The following is a 20,118-nucleotide window of genomic DNA, read 5'->3' on the forward strand; positions in this document are numbered from 1 at the left end:
CGGAATATATTTTCCGTCATGCGAATGTTTGCGCCCGCTCCCCCCGGGCTCCCCCGGCGCGTCGCCGCCGAACTCGTGGGCACCGCCGCCCTCGTGACCGTCATCGTCGGTTCCGGCCTCCAGGCCGAGGCCCTGAGCGAGGACGTGGGCGTGGCCCTGCTGGCCAACTCCCTCGCCTCCGCCCTGGGCCTCGGCGTCCTGATCGTGCTCCTCGGCCCCCTCTCCGGCGGCCACCTCAACCCGGCCGTCACCCTCTCCGAGTGGTGGGCGCGGAGGGGCGAGGAGGACGCGCCCGGGGCCCGCGAGGCCGCCGCGTACTGCGCCGCCCAGCTCGTCGGCGCGGTCTCCGGGGCCCTGCTCGCCGAGGCGATGTTCGGGCGGACGCCGGCCACCTGGTCCGTGTCCACCCAGGCCCGTTCGGAGCCCCACCTCCTGGTCGGCGAGGCCGTCGCCACCGCCGGGCTCGTCCTGCTCGTCGTGGGGCTGCGCCGGATCGGCCGGCTCGCGCTCGCGCCGGTCGCGGTGGCCGCGTACATCGCGGCGGCGATCTGGTTCACCTCCTCGGGCTCCTTCGCCAACCCCGCCGCGAGCGTCGGCCGCGCGCTCACCGACTCGTTCACCGGGATAGCCCCCGGCTCGCTCCCCGGCTTCGTCGGGGCGCAGCTCCTCGGCACCCTGCTCGGTGTCGCCGTCGCCACCGTTCTGTACGGGCGCGGCGAACCGAACGGCCCGCGTACGCGTCGAACAGGGTGACGGAGGCGGACAAGATCCACGGAGGTTCATCCATGCGCGGCCTGCGACGCGTACGCGTACTCGCCCGGCTGAAGCGGGGTGCGCTCGGGCTGACGCGGCTCACCCCGGTGCCCCGCACCACCCGGTCCCGGCGCCGTGCCGTGCAGGCCGTCATGCTGGGCGCCGTCCTCGCCCTCGCGCCCGCCACCTGGACGCACGCCGTCGCCGACAGCCGGCTGCGCACCACCGCCGACGTGCCCGCGCAGGAGGTCGCCGTCGTCTTCGGCGCCGGCCTCTGGAAGGGGCGGCCGACCCCGTACCTCGCGCACCGGCTCGACACGGCCGCCGAGCTGTACCGCGCGGGCAAGGTCAAGGTCGTCCTGGTGACCGGCGACAACAGCCGGGTCGAGTACGACGAGCCGGACGCGATGCGGACGTACCTCACCGCACGCGGCGTGCCGGACGGCCGGATCGTCAGCGACTACGCGGGCTTCGACACCTGGGACTCCTGCGTCCGCGCCAAGAAGATCTTCGGGGTCGACCGGGCCGTGCTCGTCACCCAGGACTTCCACATCAAGCGGGCCGTCGCGCTCTGCCGGGCGGCCGGCATCGAGTCGTACGGGGTGAAGGTGGTCGAACCCCACGACTCCGTCTTCTACTACGGCGGCGTCCGGGAGCTCGTCGCGGCGGGCAAGGCGGCCCTGGACGCCACCGTCCGGCCCGACCCGCACTTCCTCGGCGAGGAGGAGAAGGGCGTGACGGAGGCACTCGCCTCCGCCCGCTGACGAGGGCGCTCGCCTCCGCCCGCCGACCTCACGCCGGGTCCCGCCGACCTCACGCCGGGGCCCCCGCCCGGCGGAGCAGAACGGGCGGTGCCCGTAATGCGGCGCGACCCCGCCCGTAACACGGCCGTCGCAGAGTTTTCGCATGTCCGAGGCTGTCACCACCCCCGCCGCCACCCCCGCCGCGACCCCTACGCACTGCCCCTACTGCGCCCTGCAGTGCGGCATGTCCCTGCGCCCGGCGGAGGGGACCGTGGAGGTGGTGGAGCGCCCCGACTTCCCCGTCAACCGGGGCGCGTTGTGCGGCAAGGGCCGTACCGCTCCGGCCGTACTCTCCTCCCGGGTCAGGCTGACCGGGCCCCTGGTCCGATGCCCTGACACAGGCGCCCTGAAGTCCGCCTCCTGGGAGGAGGCACTCGCCGCCGTCGCCGAGGGGCTTCGCCGGACCCGCGCCGACCACGGACCCGATGCCGTGGGGGTCTTCGGCGGCGGCGGCCTCACCAACGAGAAGGCGTACGCGCTCGGCAAGTTCGCCCGGGTCGTGCTCGGCACCTCGCAGATCGACTACAACGGCCGCTTCTGCATGTCGTCGGCGGCGGCCGCGCACCAGCGGGCGTTCGGGCTCGACCGGGGGCTGCCCTTCCCGCTGGAGGACGTCCCGCGCACCGGCTGCGTGATCCTCGTCGGCTCCAACCTGGCCGAGACGATGCCGCCCGCGCTGCGCTACCTCACCGAGCTGAAGGCGAACGGCGGGAAGCTGATCGTCGTCGACCCGCGCCGCACCCGCACCGCCGAGCAGGCCGACCTCCACCTCGCGCCCCGCCCCGGCACCGACCTCGCGCTCGCGCTCGGCCTGCTCCATCTCGTGGTCGCCGAGGGCCGGGTGGACGAGGAGTTCGTCCGGGAGCGTACGGAGGGGTGGGAGGCGGCCCGCGCCGGGGCGATGGCGCACTGGCCCGAGCTGGTCGAGCGGATCACCGGCGTACCGGTGCCGCTGCTGCGGGACGCGATGCGGATGTTCTGCGACGCGGAGAGCGGGATGGTGCTCACCGCGCGCGGCCCGGAGCAGCAGTCGAAGGGCACGGACACCGTCGGCGCGTGGATCAACCTGTGCCTCGCGACCGGGCGGGCCGGGCGGCCGCTGAGCGGATACGGGTGCCTCACCGGCCAGGGCAACGGCCAGGGCGGTCGGGAGCACGGCCAGAAGGCGGACCAGCTGCCCGGCTACCGGAAGCTGGACGACCCGGCGGCGCGGGCGCACGTGGCGGGCGTGTGGGGGGTGGACCCCGACTCGCTGCCGGGGCCCGGGCGTAGCGCGTACGAACTCCTGGACGCGCTGGGCGGCGACGTGAAGTCGCTGCTCCTGATGGGCTCCAACCCCGTGGTCTCGGCGCCGCGCGCCGCGCACATCGAGGGGCGGCTGCGCTCGCTGGACTTCCTGGCGGTCGCGGACGTGGTCCTGTCGGAGACGGCGGCCCTCGCGGACGTGGTCCTTCCGGTCACCCAGTGGGCGGAGGAGACGGGGACCACGACCAACCTGGAGGGGCGGGTGCTGCTGCGGCAGCGGGCGATCACCCCGCCCGAGGGGGTCCGGACGGACCTGGAGGTGCTGCACGGGCTCGCGGCCCTCCTCGGCCGGGAGAAGGGCTTCCCGACGGACCCGGAGGAGGTCTTCGACGAACTCCGCCGGGCGTCGGCGGACGGCCCGGCCGACTACTCCGGCATCAGCTACCGCCGCCTCCGCGAGGAGAACGGCGTCTTCTGGCCCTGCCCGGAGGGCACGGAGCAACACCCCGGGACCCCCCGGCTCTTCCTGGACCGGTTCGCGACGCCGAACGGGCGGGCGCGGTTCGTGGCGGTCACGCACCGGCCCGCCGCCGAGGAGACCGACACCGAGTACCCGGTGGTGCTGACCACCGGGCGGGTCGTCGCGCAGTACCAGTCCGGGGCGCAGACGCGCCGCGTGGACGAGCTGAACGCCGCCGCGCCCGGGGCGTTCGTGGAGCTGCATCCGCGGCTCGCCGAGCGGATCGGGGTCGCCGAGGGCGAGCGGGTCGCCGTCGTGTCGCGCCGCGGCCGGGCGGTCGCGCCCGCGCGGATCACCACGACCATCCGGCCCGACACGGTCTTCATGCCGTTCCACTGGCCCGGCGAGGGCCGCGCCAACACCCTCACCAACCCGGCGCTCGACCCCGTCTCCCGGATGCCCGAGTTCAAGACGTGCGCGGTCCGGGTCGAGCCCGCCAGTCCCCGCCCCTGATGAGCGGCCCGTACGGGGTGCCGGGCGCCGCGAAGTACACCCAGGCCCGGACGGTCGCCCCGTCCGCGACCCGGACCACCTCGCGCTCGGCCCGCTCGTAGCCGGCCGGGAGCTCCACCCGGTCGAGCACGGCGAGGAGTTCGGCGTAGGTGTCCGGCGCGGCGGTGACCAGGTCGCCCGCGACGAGGCCGTCGCCCGGGACGACGTAGGGGTAGCCGGGGCCGTCGTACAGCAGCGCACCCGGCAGACGTGCCGGTTCCTCCCGGGCCGTGCGGCCGAGGAGGAAGCGGTCGTGGTTGTACTCGCCGGGCCGCAGCGTGCCGTAGACGAAGAAGGGCAGTGCGGTCATTCGGCAGCGGCGGCGGCCGGGGTCTCGGACGTCTCGGCCTCCAGCCAGGCCAGGTACGCGGCCGAGGCCCGCACCACCGGAGTGGCGAGGACCTCGGGGGTCTCGTAGTCGTGCGCGGCCAGGAGGTGGGCCTCCAGCTCCTCGTAGCGCGCCTCCGTCGTCTTGAAGAGGACCTGCCACTCCTCCTCGGTCTCGATCGCCTTCCGCCAGTGGTAGACGGAGGTGACCGGTCCGGAGACCTGGGCACAGGCGGCGAGGCGGGCCTCGACGGCCCCGCGCGCCAGTTCCTGGGCCTTGGCCGGGCTGTCGGTGGTGGTGAGTACGGTGAGTGCGAGGGTCACGCGGCCCACCGTACTCACCCCCGCCGCGCCCCGGGCCCACGCCGCCGCGCCTGCCGCTCACGCCGCAGCACCCGCGGCACCCACCGCAGCACCCGTGGCATCCGCCGCCCCGCCGGCCGCTCACGCCGCCGCCGCGAACTGCGCCGCGTGCAGCCGGGCGTAGGCCCCGCCGACCGCCAACAGCTCCTCGTGCGTGCCCTGTTCGACGATCGAGCCGTTCTCCATCACCAGGATCACGTCCGCGTCCCTGATGGTGGAGAGCCGGTGGGCGATCACGAAGGACGTACGGCCCTCGCGGAGGGAGGACATGGCCCGCTGGATGAGGACCTCGGTGCGGGTGTCGACGGAGCTGGTCGCCTCGTCCAGGACCAGGATCACCGGCTCGGACAGGAACGCCCGGGCGATCGTGATCAGCTGCTTCTCGCCCGCGCTGAGCCCGGCGCCGTCCTCGTCGAGGACCGTGTCGTAGCCGTCGGGGAGAGTCCGGATGAACCGGTCGGCGTGGGTCGCCATCGCGGCCTCGACGATCCGTTCGCGCGAGACCTGCCCGGGAACGCCGTACGCGATGTTGTCGGCGATCGTCCCGCCGAAGAGCCAGGTGTCCTGGAGGACCATGCCGATCCCGGAGCGGAGTTCCTCGCGGGACATCGCCGCGATGTCGGTTCCGTCGAGGGTGATCCGGCCGCCGGTGATCTCGTAGAACCGCATCAGCAGGTTCACGAGCGTCGTCTTGCCCGCGCCCGTCGGGCCGACGATCGCGACCGTCTGACCGGGCTCCACCGTCAGGGAGAGGTCCTCGACGAGCGGCTTGTCCTGCTCGTAGCGGAAGGCCACCTTCTCGAAGGAGACCCGGCCCTCCGTCTTGCGCGGAGACCCCGAGCCGGCCGGCGCCGGGGACTCCTCCTCCGCGTCGAGCAGGTCGAAGACCCGCTCGGCGGAGGCAACCCCGGACTGGAGCAGGTTGGCCATGGCCGCGATCTGGTTGATCGGGCCGTTGAACTCGTACGAGTACTGGATGAACGCCTGCACGTCGCCGACGCTCAGCGTGCCGGTCGCCACCCGCAGCCCGCCGACGACCGCGATCAGGACGTAGTTGAGGTTGCCGACGAAGGTGAGGGCCGGCTGGATGAAGCCGGAGATGAACTGGGCCCGGAAGCTCGCCCCGTACAGCTCCTTGCCCAGCTCGTCGAAGCGTGCCACGGCCGCGTCCCGCCGCCCGAAGACGACGACCTCCGCGTGGCCGGTGATCATCTCCTCGACGTGGCTGTTGAGCCGGCCGGTGACCGCCCACTGCTTCACGAACTGCGGCTGGGCGCGCTTGCCGATCCGGGCCGCGACGAGCAGCGAGACGGGGACGGTCGCGAGGGCGACGAGGGCGAGCAGCGGCGAGATCCAGAACATCATCACCAGCACGCCGACGAGCGTGAGGAGCGCGCGGACCATCTGGCCGAAGGCCTGCTGGAGGGTCTGGACGATGTTGTCGATGTCGTTGGTGGTGCGGCTGAGGAGTTCGCCGCGCGGCTGCCCGTCGACGTAACCGAGCGGCAGCCGGGCCAGCTTGGCCTGCGCCTCGGCGCGCATCCGGTGCCCGGCGCGCTGGACGACGGTCGTGGCGAGGCGCTGCTGGAGCCAGTTGAGCGCGGCGGAGGCGGCGACGGCGGCGAAGGCGAGGGCGAGCGTCTCGCCGACGGCCCGGAAGTCGACGCCGGCCGGGCTCGCGGCGCCGGAGATGACGAGGTCGGTGGCGCGGCCGAGGAGCAGCGGGCTGAGGACGGCGAGGGCGACGCTCGCGGCCGCGGCGGCGAGGACACCGAGCAGCCGGGCGCGTTCGGGGGCCATGGTGCGCAGCAGCCGGAGGCCGGAGGCGCGGAACTGGAGGGAGCGTTCGAGGGACGGGGTGCTGATCCCGGGGCCGCGCTGCTGCACTGCGGGGCCTCGGCGCTGGGGGGCACTCCCCCGCTTGTCGCTGCTCATGCCGCTTCCTCCTCGGTGAGCTGGGAGAGGACGATCTCCCGGTAGGTGGGGTTGGTCCGCATGAGTTCCTCGTGGGTGCCGCTGCCGACGGCGCGGCCCTGGTCGAGGACGACGATCCGGTCGGCGTCGCGGATGGTGGAGACGCGCTGGGCGACGATGACGACGGTCGCGTCGGCGGTCTCCTCCTTCAGTGCGGCTCGGAGTACGGCGTCGGTGCGGTAGTCGAGCGCGGAGAAGGAGTCGTCGAAGAGGTACACCCGGGGGCGGGCGACGAGGACGCGGGCGATGGCGAGCCGCTGGCGCTGGCCGCCGGAGAAGTTGGTGCCGCCCTGCGCGACCGGCGCGTCGAGCCCTTCGGGCAGGGCGCGGACGAAGTCGGCGGCCTGGGCGACCTCCAGGGCGTGCCACAGCTCGTCCTCGCTCGCCTCGGGGCGTCCGTACCGCAGGTTGCTCGCGACCGTGCCGGAGAAGAGGTACGGCTTCTGCGGGACGAGTCCGACGGTACGGGCGCGCAGCGCGGGGTCCATGGCGCGGACGTCGACGCCGCCGACCGTGACCTGGCCGCCGGTGGCGTCGAAGAGCCGGGCGACGAGGCCGAGGAGGGTGGTCTTGCCGCTGCCGGTGGAGCCGATGACGGCGGTGGTGCGGCCGGGGCGGGCGGTGAGGCTGACGGCGCGCAGGACGGGTTCCTCGGCGCCGGGGTAGCTGAAGTCGGCGTCCCGGACGGCGAGGAGGCCGGGGCCGTGCAGGGTGTGGACGGGGGCGGCGGGGGCGGAGACGGAGGGCTCGGTGTCGAGGATCTCCTGGATGCGTTCGGCGCTGACCTCGGCCCGCGGCATGTGCATCAGCAGGAAGAGCACCATCATCACCGACATCATGATCTGGAGCAGATAGCCGAGGAACGCGATGAGCGAACCGGCCTGCAGGGCCCCGGACTCGATCCGGTGGGCGCCCGCCCAGATGATGGCGACGGTCGACAGCTCCCAGACGATCAGCACGATCGGGAACATCAGCGCCTGGAGCCGGCCGACCCGGGTGCCGACCGAGCGCAGCTCGTCGTTGGCCTCGCCGAAGCGGTCCTGTTCGTGGCGGTCGCGGACGAAGGCGCGGACGACCCGGATGCCGGTGATCTGCTCGCGCATCACCCGGTTGACCCGGTCGACCCGCTCCTGCATGCCGCGGAAGAGCGGCCGCATGCGCAGGACGACGCTGCCGACACCGCCGGCCATCAGCGGGACGAAGAGCAGGAGCAGCAGGGCGAGCGGGACGTCCTGGTCGAGGGCCATGACGATGCCGCCGACGGACAGCAGGGGCGCGGCCACCAGCATCGTCAGGACGAGCACGGCGAACGTCTGGACCTGCTGGATGTCGTTGGTGGTGCGGGTGATGAGGGAGGCGGTGCCGAAGCGGCTGATCTCCTGGGCGGAGAAGTCCTGGATCTGTCGGAAGGCGGCGGCGCGGACGTCGCGGGCCACGCCCATGGCGACCTTCGCGCCGAAGTAGACGGCGGCGGCCGCGGCGGCGGCCTGGAGCAGGGTGACGGCGGCCATCTGGGCGCCGCCGGTGAGGACATGGGCGGTGTCGCCGCGCAGCACGCCGTTGTCGATGACGTCGGCGTTGAGGGTGGGCAGGGTGAGGGAGGCCAGGGACTGGACGAGTTGGAGGAGGACGACGAGCGCTAACGTCCGCCGGTAGGGGCGGAGCCGACCGATGATGAGGCGCAGCAGCATGAGGTGACTCCCTTTCAGGCGCCGTAGGGGCGGACGCTCTTGGCGTCCCTGAGGGCGTGCGCCCACCAGGCGAGCTGGTCGAGCAGCGACTTGGCGGCGGCGTCGGGGCCGGTGGAGTCCTTGTGCCGGCCGTCCTCGTCGAAGTCCCCGTGCGCGTTGTGGAAGGAGACCGTGTCGCGGACGGTCACGGCGTGCATCTCGGCGAAGACCTGCCGCAGCTGCTCCACCGCCCGCAGCCCGCCGGACATGCCGCCGTACGAGACGAAGCCGACGGGCTTGGCCTGCCACTCGACGAAGTGCCAGTCGATGAGGGCCTTGAGAGAGGCGGGGAAGGAGTGGTTGTACTCGGGGGTGAGGACGACGAAGGCGTCGGCGGCTTCGAGGACCGGGGAGACCTTGGCCAGCTGGGCGCGGACGGCGGTGTCGGGGCGGTGGGAGAGGGCGGTGGGCAGCGCGACCTCGGCGAGGTCGACGAAGTCGACGGCGAAGTCGGTGTGCTCGGCGAGCCGCCCGCGGAACCACTCGGCGAGCACGGGCGCGAACCGCCCTTCGCGGTTGCTGGCGACGATGACGGCGAGCTTGAGCGGCGTGGAATCCGTACGTGTGTTGTCCATGCCGATCATCCTGATACCTCAAGCTTGGTTGAGGTCAAGCGGTGATTCTCCCGGCCTTTCCCGGGGCCCGGCCGCGGGCGGCGAGGGCGTCGGGGCGGCCCCGGCCGGAACGGACAACATGCCCTGCACCAGCGGTCGTTCGGCTCCCTCCGGTAACATCGGGAGTCAGGGAAACGGTGCGGGACGGGGGTCCGGGGCATGGTCGTGAAGTACGTCGTCTCACCGCACGGCCGCCGTGGCACCTACCCCACGATCACCTCCGCCCTGCGCGCCTTCTCCACCCTGCAGGGCGTGTCCCGCCGGCCGCGTTCGGCGGTCGTCGAGATCGTGCCCGGGCGGTACGAGGAGAGCCTCGTCGCCCGCGGCGACGTGCGGATCGTCGCGGCCGAGGGACCGGGGTCCGTCGTGGTGAACCTGCTGCGCGGGACCGTCCTGGAGACGTACGGCTCGGTCCAGGTCGAGGGCCTCGTGCTCACCAACCGGGACGTCGAGTACGACGCCGTCGCCTGCGTGCAGGGCAGCCTCACGCTCGACCGCGTCGAGGTCCGCACCCCGGGCGGTGCCGGCGCGCACGCGCGGCCGAACACCCATGTCACCCTGCGGGACAGCACCTTCCTGCACGGCCGGACGCTCTTCACCGCCTCCACCGGAACGGTCGAGCGGTGCCGGTTCACGGACGCCGCCGACAACGCGATCGCCGCGATCGAGGGCGCCCAGCTCTCCGTCCGGGGCAGCCGCATCGAGGGCAGCCGGATCCACGGCATCCGGGTCTGCGACGCGCGCGCCGAGGTCGTCGGCTGCGAGCTGACCGGCACCGGGAACGCGGCCCTCATGGCCGACACCCGGGCGGAGCTCGTGGTGGCGGACTGCGCGATCACCGCCGTGCACGCGGAGGGGATCATGTTCATCGAGCAGTCCCGCGGCTCCGTGGACCGTACGCGCGTCACCGACGCGGCCCACGGGGTGTGCGCGGCGAGCGGCGCCGACCCGGTGGTGCGCGACTGTGTGCTCACCGCGTGCCGCGACACCGGCATCAACGTGCAGACCGACGCCCGGGGCAGGTTCGAGAACTGCCGGGTCGTCGACGCCCGCAACATCGGGGTGTTCTCCACCAAGGGCGGCGCGCCCGAGGTCACCGGCTGCCACGTCTCGGGCGGCAACGTCGGCATCGCGGTCGCCGAAGGCTCCCGGGGCCGCTTCGCCCGCGTCCAGGTCGAGGACCTGACGAACTCCGCGCTGCGGGTCTGGGAGGGATCGAAGGGCGCGTTCGAGCACGTCCGGGTGGACCGCTGCACGCTGGGCCTGGACACCAAGGGGGACGGCGGCACGACGGCCGACCTCACCGACGTGGTGTTCCGCGACGTCGAGACCGCGGTGACCGCGCTCGGCCAGTCCAGGGTCACGCTCAGGGGCGTGACGGCGGAGCGCGCGGCGGTGGGCTTCTGCGGCGCCGAGGAGGCGCAGGTGCGCGCGCACGACTGTACGGTCACCACGGTGAGCGTCGGCGGGGTCGTCGCATCCGGCAAGGCGAAGGTCTTCGCGAACAACCTCACCGTGCGCGGGTCCGAGGGAACCGGCCTGTCGGTGGCCGAGTCCGGCTACCTGAGCGTCGCGGACAGCGCGTTCACCGACTGCGCGATCGCGGGTGCCGTCTTCGCCGACGAGAGCTCCGGCCGCCTGGTGGACTGCTCCGTGAACGGGACCGACGGGGTCGCCGTCCTGGACAACGGCCGCGTCGAGATCATCTCCCTGCGCACGTCGCTGAAGGTCCTCCAGAAGACCGTCCGCACGGTCGAGGAGAAGACGACGACGGTCATCAACGTCGACGGCCTGTACGTCGCCGGCTCCGTCCACAACAGCCAGATCGCGTTCAACAACGACCAGGTCACCCAGCGCCAGTCGAACGAGGACGGTAGGACCACATGAACGAGCTCGAGAACGAAGAGAACGACGAGCGCTCCGAGGGGCCCGTGTTCCACGGCTCCGTCTCGCACAACCAGTTCGCCTGGGGAAACAAGACGGTCACCCAGAACCAGCAGAACATCGGCACGGGCGTCGCCCCCGGCTACGAGGCGCTCGCCGAGCGCGTCGCCGACCTGCTCCGCGCCCTCCCCGCGCAGGGCCTCCCGGACCAGGACCGCGAGGACACGGAGACCGCGGCCGACGAGGTCCTCGCCACGATCGCCGGACCCGACCAGCCCGAGCCGGGCCGGCTGCGCCGCTCCCTCGCCACGCTCAGGGGCGCCCTGGCCCCGGTCGCGACCGGCGTCGCGGCGGGCACGACGATGGGGGCGCAGGAGTGGGCCCTGGCGGCGATCCAGGGCCTGGTCGTCTGACGGGCGGGGCCGAGGATCGCCTGACGGACGGGAGCCGAGGATCGCCCGACCGCCGCGAGGGCCCGGCGCCGAACGTCGTCACCCGTTCGACACGGACCGTCAGCTGACTCTCCGTAACCCGCCCTGACCTGCGCAAACACCCTCCACGCAAGGCGACACACCGCACCGTACGGCGTAATTCTGACCCTCCATCAGCAGGCGCGGTGCGCGCGACGGCTCTTATCTCGGTCCTAGGAGGCAGGTCCCGGGAAGTCCCTCCCGGCAGGACCGGGCCTCCCGGCATGACCGCTCGCGCGCCCCGGAGGACCCCATGCGCACCACTGCCCGCCTGCTCACCGGTACCGCGCTGGCGGCCGCCGCGATCGGCGCACTCGGCTCCCCCGCCGCGTACGCCGGGGACTCCGAGTCCCTGGAGGTCTACCCCTCCTCCGCGAGCCCCGGCACCACCATCACCGTCAACACCCTCGCCTGCGGCAAGAACGGCCGCGGCGTCGGCGACGCGCAGTCCCTCGGCGCGGGGGACTTCCACCTGAACCCGAGCACGCACAAGGAGGTCGTGGTCGGCCAGTTCACGGTGCCGGAACACGCCAAGGCCGGTACGTACTGGATCAGTGTGGCCTGCGACAACGGAAAGACCGCTCGGGGCGAACTCGTCGTCAAGCACAAGGACCGCCCGAGCGGCCATGTCCGTACGGGTGTCGGCGGCAGCGTGGGCCCCGACACCACCCAGATCGCGGCGGGCGCGGCGGTGCTGGCCGCGGCTGCCGTCGGCGGTACGTGGCTCCTGCGCCGCCGGGCGAGCGGCGCGCAGGACGGCTAGACGTACCGCAGCGTCCTGCCCCCGCCGCGCGCCCGCAGACGGCCCGGCGGGGGCAGGGCCACACCCCCGGGGCTCGCGCCCTCGGGGCTCACGCCTCAGTTTCAGGACTCTCGGAGGAACGCACCGTGAGCAGCAGGAGCAAGGGGTGGGGCATAGCCGCCGCCGCGTGCGTCGGCATCTGGCTCGTCCAGAACGGCTCGGAGCAGGTCACCCCGCCCGTACCGTCCGCCGCGCAGGCGTTCGCCGCCGGTCCGAACGCGCACACCACGGCCGCCGCCGACCCGCTGCCGCCGTCCGCGCCGGTACGGCTCCGCATCCCCGAGGTCGACGTCGACACGCCCATGATGCGGCTCGGTCTGGACCGGCAAGGCGCCCTCGAGGTACCGCCCGCGGACGACCGCAACCTGGCCGGCTGGTACGAGGGCGGCGCCTCGCCCGGCGCCGAGGGCACCGCGATCGTCGCGGGCCATGTCGACAACGCGCGGGGCCCGGCCGTCTTCTACGCCCTCGGCGCGCTGAAGAAGGGCAACCGCATCGAGGTGGACCGGCAGGACGGGCGGACGGCCGTGTTCACGATCGACGCCGTCGAGGTGTACGAGAACAAGGACTTCCCGGACGACAAGGTCTACGGGGAGACCGAGGGCCGGGCCGAGATCCGGGTCATCACCTGCGGCGGAGGCTTCTCCAAGAAGTCCGGCTACCAGGGGAACGTAGTCGCCTTCGGCCACCTGATCGGCGTCCGTTAGCCCCTACGGGACACGCCTACGACCACTGGTCGAAGGCGAGCTTCGCGACGAGCGAGAAGACGACGACGAGCAGCACGCCCCGGACGAACTCGGCGCCCTTGCTCAGCGCCATCCGCGCCCCGAGCATCCCGCCGGCCAGGTTGAAGACCGCCATGACCGCCGCCAGCTGCCAGAGCACGCTGCCCTGGTACGCGAACATCGCGAGCGCCCCCGCGTTGGTGCAGACGTTGACGATCTTGGCCGTGGCGGAGGCGGTCACCAGGTCGAGGTGGAGCACGGCGGTGAGCGCGAGGACCAGGAACGTGCCGGTCCCCGGCCCGAACAGGCCGTCGTAGAAGCCGATCCCGCCACCGACGAGCACGATCGCGGTCACGATCCGGGCCCGGCCGACGGGCGGCTTCTCCCCCTCCGCCTGGACGCCGAACTTCGGGCGCAGCATCACGAACGCGGCGACACCGACCAACACCACCATGATCACCGGACGCAGCACGTCGCTGCTGATCCCGGCCGCGAAGAACGCGCCGCCCATGGACCCGGCGAGGGCCGCGAGCCCGATCCGTACCGCCGTCTTCACCTGCACGGGCGCCGTCGCCCTGCGTACGTACGTGATGGCGGCACCCGTCGTGCCGACGATCGCGACGGCCTTGTTGGTGCCGAGGATCTGCGGGGCCGCGACCTGGGGAAGCCCGAGCAGCAGCGCGGGCAGGAGCAGCAGCCCGCCTCCCCCGACCACGGCGTCGATCCAGCCCGCCACGAGAGCGGCGGCACAGAGCAGGACGAGAGTGGTCAGGGATATGTCAGGCATGCTCGCGAGCCTAGGGAGGAGATGGGTGTGCCGTCCATCAATCCCTGGAGAGTTGAGCTACGTCTGAGGTTGTGCCGACCGGCGCCCGGTCGGGCGCGGGCGGCGCGGCCGGGTCGACGGCGACCGTGAGGAAGGTCGCGGCGAGCGCCCCGACCGCCAGGAGCCCGGCGGCGAGCTGTCTGCGGGCGCGGTCGGTGGGGTGGACGGTACGGGCGCGGTGCTTACTCATGGCTGAAGTCCTCGGAGTGGATGCGACGGGCCGGCACCCCGGCCCTGACGAGCGAGTCGGTGGCGGCCCTGGACATGGCGGGCGGGCCGCAGAGGTAGACGTCGTGGCCGGCGAGGCCGGGCACCAGGTTGCGCAGGGCCTGCGGGGCGAGCGGGTCGAAGGGGGCGTCGGACGGGCCGAGGAGGTAGTGGAGGGCGGCCTGCCGTGCGTGCGCGATGCGCTCCAGCTCCTCGCGCAGGACGAGCCCGTCCGCGTCGGAGGCCCGGTACAGCAGCGTCACGTCGCCGGGGCCGCCGGGCAGCGTCTCGAAGAGCGCCCGCAGCGGGGTGATCCCCACGCCCCCGGCGAGCAGCAGGACCTTGCGGCGGGTACGCCGGTGGGCGGTGAGCGCGCCGAACGGTCCGGTGGCGAGGACCCGTGTGCCGGGGCGCAGGCGCCTGATCCGGCGGGTGTGGTCGCCGAGCGCCTTGACGGTGATCCGCAGGGTGTCGTCGCGTACGGGAGCGGAGAGCGAGAACGGGAGCGCGGTCCGCCAGAGCCTGCGGGTCAGGAACCGCCAGCGGAAGAACTGCCCGGGTTCGGCGCGCAGCAGCTCAAGGCCGGTGCCCTTGATGGTCACGGAGACGACGCCCGGGGCCTCGTCGCGGACCTCGGTCACCCGCAGGGAGTGGCGCAGGGCCTGCCGGACGGGGACGACGATCCGGTACCAGACGAGGAGGACGGCGACGGTCGCGTGCGCCATCGACCAGGCCCAGAGCGCGAGGACGCTGCCGGTGAGGTCGGGCCCGGCGAGCTGGTGGACGAACCCGAGGGCGGCGGCGAGGTGGCTGAGCAGGTGGAGCGCCCGCCAGGTCTCGTGCCGCAGCCGCCGCCGGGCGGCCCGCGCGGACGTGACCCCGACGGCGACGAAGAGCGCGGTCCCGGCGGTCGCGGCGGCGAGGGCCGGGTAGGAGAGCAGGCCTCCGGCGGCGGTGACGAGGTCGGTACGGGTGTGCACGGCGTACCCGCAGAGCGCGAGCACGGCGTGCGCGCCGATGAGCCCGAGCACGTACCGCCCGCCGACCGCGTGCCACCGGGCGAGCCGGTCGGCCCCGACCCCGTGCTCGACGGCGGGCACGCGCGCCATCAGGAACAGCATGACGAGCACGCCGTACCCGGCGAGCAGCCCGGTGAGGTGGGCCCCGGCGGCGAAGAAGGAGTCGAGCCGCGCGGAGGGCTGCACCTGCACACCCCAGAGCAGCGCGACGGCTCCGGCACCACCGACGATGGCGTTGCGCAGCCGGTCGGGGGCGAGCCGCGGGGTTGTGGGCAGTCGTTCCGCAGGGCGGAGCGACTGGGCACGTCCACCACCGGGCCGTACCCGGGTACGCTCCTGCACCCCGCGCTGCGCGAGATACGCGGCAAGCGCCGGATGCCTGGGTTCCTGAACCTCGGTCGTCACGAGACCCGACACTAGGGTCACGGGGGTATACGAAACCCCAGCTCAGCCCCTCCCCCGCGATCCTTAAGGCCCCCTTGAGGACCGGCTCACCACCGGTTAACCCTCACACCCGAGAACCCCCGTCGCGGAGATCAGCGTTCCGCAGGAGAAACAATCGGGATCCCCCCGGGTAACACCCCGCCCGCACGCTTCGACACATGAGTACACGGATCGTGGTGGTCGGCGGCGGAACGGCGGGCGTCCGGCTCGCCCAGCGGCTGCCCGTCACCCTCCTCGGCGAGGAGCCGCACGCACCGTACAACAGGGTGCTGCTCGCGGACGTCCTCGCCGGACGGTACGCGCCCGAGGTGATCGCGCTGCCCGCTCCCCAGGAGCCGGCGCGGCGCGGGGTGCGGGTGGCGCGGATCGACCGAGCCGCCCGGAGCGTGGAGTGCGAGGACGGGACGTCCGTCGGCTACGACCGGCTGGTCCTGGCGACCGGCTCCAACCCGGTCCTTCCGCCCCTGCGCGGCCTCCGGGGCGCCCGGCTGCCGTCGGGCGTGCACCCCTTCCGCACCCTCGACGACTGCCTGGAGCTGCGCGCCCTCGTGCGCCCCGGCGTCCGCGCGGTGGTCATCGGCGGCGGCCTGCTCGGCGTCTCCGCCGCCCGCGCGCTGGCCGCGCTCGGCGCGGAGGTGGTGCTGACCCAGCAGGGCGAGCGCCTGATGGAGCGCCAACTCGACGCCCACGCCTCGGCTCTGCTCCGCGAGCACGTGGAGTCCCTCGGCGTCGAGGTGCACACCGAGTGCCGGGTCAGCGGGCTGCGGCAGGAGGGCGGCGCGGTGACGGCCGTCGAGCTGGCCGACGGGTTCGTGCTCGACGCGCAGGTCGTGGTCCTCGCGTGCGGGGTCAGGCCGCGCATCGGGCTCGCCCGGGACGCCGGCCTCGACGTCCGTACGGGCATCGTCGTCGACGACGAGTTGCGGACCTCCGACCCGTTCATCCACGCCATCGGCGACTGCGCCGAACACGGCGGCCGGGTCTACGGCCTGGCGGGCCCGGCCCTGGAGCAGGCGGACGCCCTCGCGGACGTCCTCCTGTCGCAGGATCCCCGGCCCGCCGGCTACACCGGCACCCGCGCCCTCACCCGGCTCACGCTCGGCGGGCCCGTGGGGCTCGACCTCGCCTCCTTCGGCGAGGCCACCCCGCTGCCCGGCGACGACGTCGTCCAGCTGACCGACGCCACCCGGCGCGCGTACCGCAAGGTCGTCGTCCGCGGCGACCGGCTCGTGGGCGGCGTGCTGCTCGGCGATCTCGCCGCCGTCGGCACGCTCGCCCGGGCCTGGGAGGGCGACGAGGCCCTGCCCGACGCCCCCCTGCTTCATCTGCTCACCCATGACGGAGGCTCCTGAGATGGCGACCACGCCCCTGCACACCCCCACCGCGCCCACCATCGTCCTGGTCGGCCACGGCATGGTCGGCCAGCGGTTCCTCGAAGCGCTCGCGGACCGGGGCGTCACCGAGCGGGCGCGGGTCGTCGTGCTCTGCGAGGAGCCGCGCCCCGCCTACGACCGGGTCCAGTTGACCTCGTACTTCAGCGGGAAGACCCCCGACGACCTGTCCATGGTCGAGGACGGCTTCATGGCGAAGCACGGCATCGAGCTGTACGTCGGCGACCCGGCGGACTCCGTCGACCGCGCGGCCCGCACGGTCACCGCCCGCTCCGGGCAGGTCTTCGCGTACGACACGCTCGTCCTGGCCACCGGTTCGTACCCCTTCGTGCCGCCGGTCCCCGGCAAGGACGCGCGGGGCTGTTTCGTGTACCGGACGATCGAGGACCTGCTCGCGATCGAGGAGTACGCCAAGACCGCGACGACCGGCGCCGTGGTCGGCGGCGGGCTGCTCGGCCTGGAGGCGGCCGGCGCGCTCAAGGGGCTCGGACTCGACACGCACGTCGTGGAGTTCGCGCCGCGGCTGATGCCGGTGCAGGTGGACGAGGGCGGTGGCGCGGCGCTGCTGCGCACGATCGAGCGGATGGGTCTGACCGTCCACACCGGCACGGGGACGCAGGAGGTGGTGACGGAGGACGGCTCGGTCACCGGGATGCGGCTCTCGGACGGCTCCGAACTGGCCACGGACATGGTGGTGTTCTCGGCGGGCGTACGGCCCCGGGACCAGCTGGCGCGCGACTGCGGCCTGACGGTCGGCGAGCGCGGCGGCATCGCCGTGGACGAGTCGTGCCGCACGTCCGACCCGGCGGTGTACGCGATCGGCGAGTGCGCGCTCGCCTCGGACGGCCGGGTGTACGGCCTGGTGGCGCCCGGGTACGAGATGGCGCTGACGGTGGCGGCGAGGATCGCCGACGCGGCGGAGGAGAAGTCCTTCACCGGTGCCGACATGTCGACCAAGCTGAAGCTGCTCGGTGTGGACGTGGCCTCCTTCGGCGACGCGCACGGCACCGCCGAGGGCTGCCTCGACGTCGTCTACTCCGACTCCCGCTCGGGCGTCTACAAGAAGCTCGTGGTCGACGGCGAGGGCGTCCTCCTCGGAGGTGTCCTGGTCGGCGACGCCGACTCCTACGGCATGCTGCGGCCGCTCACCGGCACCGTCCCGCCCGTCTCCCCCGAGCAGCTGGTCCTCCCGGCGGGCACGGGCGGGCCGGTCGCGCTCGGCCCGTCCGCGCTGCCGGACGACGCCGTCATCTGCTCCTGCCACAACGTGACCAAGCACGCGATCACCCAGTGCGCGACGCTGCCGGAGGTCAAGAAGTGCACCAAGGCGGGGACGGGCTGCGGCAGTTGCGTGAAGCTCATCGGGCAGCTGCTGCCCGAGCCGGCCGACAAGGGGCTCTGCGCCTGCTTCTCATACACCCGAGGTGAGCTGTACGAGATCACCCGTACGCTGCGGCTCACCTCCTTCGCCGAGCTGCTCGACTCGCACGGCAGGGCGGAGGCGCGCGGCGGCGAGGGCTGCGAGGTCTGCAAGCCGACGGTCGCCTCGATCCTCGCGAGCCTCAACAACGGCTACATCCTCGACGGCGAGCAGGCCTCCCTCCAGGACACCAACGACCACTTCCTCGCCAACCTGCAGCGCAACGGCTCGTACTCGGTCGTGCCCCGCATCCCGGGCGGCGAGGTCACCCCGGAGAAGCTGATCGTGATCGGCGAGGTGGCCCGCGACTTCGGGCTCTACACCAAGATCACCGGCGGCCAGCGGATCGACATGTTCGGCGCCCGCGTCGAGCAACTGCCCGCGATCTGGACCCGGCTCGTCGACGCTGGCTTCGAGTCGGGGCACGCGTACGGCAAGTCGCTGCGCACCGTGAAGTCCTGCGTGGGGCAGACCTGGTGCCGCTACGGAGTCCAGGACTCGGTGAAGATGGCGATCCAGCTGGAGCTGCGCTACCGGGGCCTGCGCTCCCCGCACAAGCTCAAGTCGGCGGTCTCCGGCTGCGCGCGGGAGTGCGCGGAGGCCCAGTCGAAGGACTTCGGCGTCATCGCGACGGCCAACGGCTGGAACCTGTACGTGGGCGGCAACGGCGGCGCGACCCCGCGCCACGCGGACCTGCTCGCACAGGACCTGTCGGACGCCGAACTCGTCCGGCTGATCGACCGGTTCCTGATGTTCTACATCCGTACCGCCGACCGCCTGGAGCGCACCTCGGTGTGGCTGGAGCGGCTCGACGGCGGCCTCGACCACCTGCGGGACGTGGTCGTGCACGACTCGCTCGGGCTCTGCGACGAGCTGGAGGCGCTGATGGCGGCCCATGTCGCGGACTACCAGGACGAGTGGGCGGCGACCCTGGACGACCCCGAGCGGCTGCGCCGGTTCGTGTCGTTCGTGAACGCGCCGGAGGCACCGGACCCGTCGGTGCGGTTCGTGCCGGAGCGCGACCAGATCAAGCCGGACCTGACGGTCCTCACCATCGGAACTCTGGAAGGGGTCTGAAGCCCGATGCACCTCGAACTCTCCCACAACATCGAGGCCGACGCCTGGACGACGGTCTGCGAGACCTCCCGGCTGACGCCGGGCCGGGGCGTGGCCGCGCTGCTCCCCGACGGCCGGCAGGCGGCGCTCTTCCTGGACCGGGCGGGGCGGGCGTACGCGATCGACAACCGCGACCCGTTCACCGGGGCCCAGGTGCTGTCCCGGGGGCTGCTCGGCTCGGCGGGCGGCCGGACGTTCGTGGCCTCGCCGCTGCTGAAGCAGCGCTTCGACCTGGAGACGGGGAGGTGCCTGGACGACGAGAGCGTGTCGGTGGCGGTGTTTCCGGTACGGGCGTCGTAAGTCGGCCTACCAGGGGCCTTACTTGACTGATCGTTCCAGATAAACCTAGAGTCAACGCGTGGCCAGGACCAAGGAATTCGATCCCGACGCCGCGCTCCAGTCGGCTCTCGAGCTGTTCTGGGCGCGCGGCTACGAGGCGACGACGATGGCGGATCTCGTCGAGCACCTCGGGATCGGCCGCGCCAGCATCTACGCCACCTTCGGCAACAAGCACGCCCTCTACATGAAGGCGATGGACCGCTACCTCCAGTCGTGCGAGCCGGTGATGCTGGAGGAGCTGTCCGCGCCGGGGCCCGCGCTGCCGCCCGTACGGAGCCTGATCAGACGGTTCGCCGCGGAGGCGGGGGCCGAAGCGACACGTCTGAGCGGGTGTTTCGTCACCAACTCGGCGGCCGAACTGGGGCCGCACGACGTGCCGGTGGCGCGTCGGGTGGAGCTGAGCTGGGAGCAGATCGAGACCCTGCTGCACTCCTCGCTCGTCCGCGCCCGCACCCAGGGCGAACTGCCGGCCGACCGCGATCCGCAGGCGCTCGCCCGGATGCTCCTCGTCCTGGCGCAGGGCCTGCGGGTGGTCGGCAAGGCGTCGAGCGACCCGGCCAGGGTCCATGACGCGGCGGAGCAGGCCCTGACGCTGCTCGACTGAGAATCCGGGCTTCGGACGGAGGCGCCTCGCGGCGCCTCTTTCTCAGGCCC

Annotated in this window: 19 protein-coding genes; 11 read left to right on the forward strand and 8 right to left on the reverse strand. The window is 73.0% G+C overall.

Annotation, left to right across the window (positions count from 1 at the left end; all coding sequences use genetic code 11):
* Positions 1–18 precede the first annotated feature (18 nt).
* The 3 genes from ACWCO8_RS36470 (at position 19) to ACWCO8_RS36480 (ending at position 3,774) form a co-directional block, all read left to right on the forward strand.
* A complete protein-coding gene (locus tag ACWCO8_RS36470) occupies positions 19–753 on the forward strand; it encodes an aquaporin (protein WP_451035819.1) in 735 nt (244 codons plus the stop codon).
* A gap of 32 nt (positions 754–785) precedes the next feature.
* The gene (locus tag ACWCO8_RS36475) at positions 786–1,517 is read left to right on the forward strand and encodes a SanA/YdcF family protein (RefSeq protein WP_451035820.1); all 732 of its coding nucleotides are present in this window, start codon (positions 786–788) and stop codon (positions 1,515–1,517) included.
* A gap of 142 nt (positions 1,518–1,659) precedes the next feature.
* Positions 1,660–3,774, forward strand: a complete 2,115-nt coding sequence (locus ACWCO8_RS36480) for a molybdopterin oxidoreductase family protein (RefSeq protein ID WP_451035821.1) — start codon at positions 1,660–1,662, stop codon at positions 3,772–3,774.
* On the opposite strand, the gene ACWCO8_RS36485 is transcribed toward ACWCO8_RS36480, so the two are convergent.
* From ACWCO8_RS36485 to ACWCO8_RS36505, 5 genes are all read right to left on the reverse strand, one after another.
* Positions 3,728–4,123, reverse strand: a complete 396-nt coding sequence (locus ACWCO8_RS36485; protein WP_362006274.1) for a gamma-glutamylcyclotransferase family protein — start codon at positions 4,121–4,123, stop codon at positions 3,728–3,730. The genes ACWCO8_RS36480 and ACWCO8_RS36485 overlap by 47 nt on opposite strands.
* Complete coding sequence (gene cutA, locus ACWCO8_RS36490; protein ID WP_362006277.1) at positions 4,120–4,464, reverse strand: divalent-cation tolerance protein CutA; 345 nt, start codon at positions 4,462–4,464, stop codon at positions 4,120–4,122. Before cutA ends, ACWCO8_RS36485 begins: the two co-directional genes overlap by 4 nt.
* A gap of 120 nt (positions 4,465–4,584) precedes the next feature.
* Positions 4,585–6,438, reverse strand: a complete 1,854-nt coding sequence (locus ACWCO8_RS36495) for an ABC transporter ATP-binding protein (protein WP_451035822.1) — start codon at positions 6,436–6,438, stop codon at positions 4,585–4,587.
* The gene (locus ACWCO8_RS36500; protein ID WP_451035823.1) at positions 6,435–8,168 is read right to left on the reverse strand and encodes an ABC transporter ATP-binding protein; all 1,734 of its coding nucleotides are present in this window, start codon (positions 8,166–8,168) and stop codon (positions 6,435–6,437) included. The genes ACWCO8_RS36495 and ACWCO8_RS36500 overlap by 4 nt, the downstream gene beginning before the upstream one ends.
* Before the next feature lie 14 nt (positions 8,169–8,182).
* Positions 8,183–8,782: an NADPH-dependent FMN reductase gene (locus ACWCO8_RS36505; RefSeq protein WP_451035824.1), complete on the reverse strand. Its 600-nt coding sequence runs from the start codon at positions 8,780–8,782 to the stop codon at positions 8,183–8,185.
* A gap of 198 nt (positions 8,783–8,980) precedes the next feature.
* Here ACWCO8_RS36505 and ACWCO8_RS36510 point away from each other — a divergent pair, with 198 nt between their 5' ends.
* From ACWCO8_RS36510 to ACWCO8_RS36525, 4 genes are all read left to right on the forward strand, one after another.
* Positions 8,981–10,708, forward strand: a complete 1,728-nt coding sequence (locus tag ACWCO8_RS36510; protein ID WP_451035825.1) for a right-handed parallel beta-helix repeat-containing protein — start codon at positions 8,981–8,983, stop codon at positions 10,706–10,708.
* Entirely contained in the window at positions 10,705–11,118 is a 414-nt protein-coding gene (locus tag ACWCO8_RS36515; protein WP_451035826.1) for a hypothetical protein, read from the forward strand. Before ACWCO8_RS36510 ends, ACWCO8_RS36515 begins: the two co-directional genes overlap by 4 nt.
* Positions 11,119–11,428: 310 nt before the next feature.
* The gene (locus ACWCO8_RS36520) at positions 11,429–11,938 is read left to right on the forward strand and encodes a hypothetical protein (RefSeq protein ID WP_362006292.1); all 510 of its coding nucleotides are present in this window, start codon (positions 11,429–11,431) and stop codon (positions 11,936–11,938) included.
* A 125-nt stretch (positions 11,939–12,063) separates the two neighbouring features.
* The gene (locus tag ACWCO8_RS36525) at positions 12,064–12,684 is read left to right on the forward strand and encodes a class F sortase (protein WP_451035827.1); all 621 of its coding nucleotides are present in this window, start codon (positions 12,064–12,066) and stop codon (positions 12,682–12,684) included.
* 16 nt (positions 12,685–12,700) lie between these two features.
* On the opposite strand, the gene ACWCO8_RS36530 is transcribed toward ACWCO8_RS36525, so the two are convergent.
* The 3 genes from ACWCO8_RS36530 to ACWCO8_RS36540 are packed head-to-tail and all read right to left on the reverse strand — an operon-like array spanning position 12,701 to position 15,030.
* Entirely contained in the window at positions 12,701–13,489 is a 789-nt protein-coding gene (locus ACWCO8_RS36530) for a sulfite exporter TauE/SafE family protein (RefSeq protein ID WP_451035828.1), read from the reverse strand.
* A 37-nt stretch (positions 13,490–13,526) separates the two neighbouring features.
* Entirely contained in the window at positions 13,527–13,718 is a 192-nt protein-coding gene (locus ACWCO8_RS36535) for a hypothetical protein (protein ID WP_384505312.1), read from the reverse strand.
* Positions 13,711–15,030, reverse strand: a complete 1,320-nt coding sequence (locus ACWCO8_RS36540; protein ID WP_451035843.1) for a ferredoxin reductase family protein — start codon at positions 15,028–15,030, stop codon at positions 13,711–13,713. Before ACWCO8_RS36540 ends, ACWCO8_RS36535 begins: the two co-directional genes overlap by 8 nt.
* Before the next feature lie 326 nt (positions 15,031–15,356).
* Between ACWCO8_RS36540 and ACWCO8_RS36545 the strand changes: the two genes are divergently transcribed.
* From ACWCO8_RS36545 to ACWCO8_RS36560, 4 genes are read left to right on the forward strand one after another with little or no spacing between them, the layout of a single operon-like run.
* A complete protein-coding gene (locus ACWCO8_RS36545) occupies positions 15,357–16,550 on the forward strand; it encodes an NAD(P)/FAD-dependent oxidoreductase (RefSeq protein WP_451035829.1) in 1,194 nt (397 codons plus the stop codon).
* 1 nt (position 16,551) lies between these two features.
* The gene (nirB, locus tag ACWCO8_RS36550) at positions 16,552–19,086 is read left to right on the forward strand and encodes a nitrite reductase large subunit NirB (RefSeq protein ID WP_451035830.1); all 2,535 of its coding nucleotides are present in this window, start codon (positions 16,552–16,554) and stop codon (positions 19,084–19,086) included.
* A 6-nt stretch (positions 19,087–19,092) separates the two neighbouring features.
* Entirely contained in the window at positions 19,093–19,425 is a 333-nt protein-coding gene (nirD, locus tag ACWCO8_RS36555; RefSeq protein WP_451035831.1) for a nitrite reductase small subunit NirD, read from the forward strand.
* Between the two features lie 58 nt (positions 19,426–19,483).
* On the forward strand, positions 19,484–20,068 hold the full coding sequence (locus ACWCO8_RS36560) for a TetR/AcrR family transcriptional regulator (protein WP_451035832.1): 585 nt from the start codon (positions 19,484–19,486) through the stop codon (positions 20,066–20,068).
* Positions 20,069–20,118 lie beyond the last annotated feature (50 nt).

Source organism: Streptomyces sp. NPDC001927, from assembly GCF_053594455.1.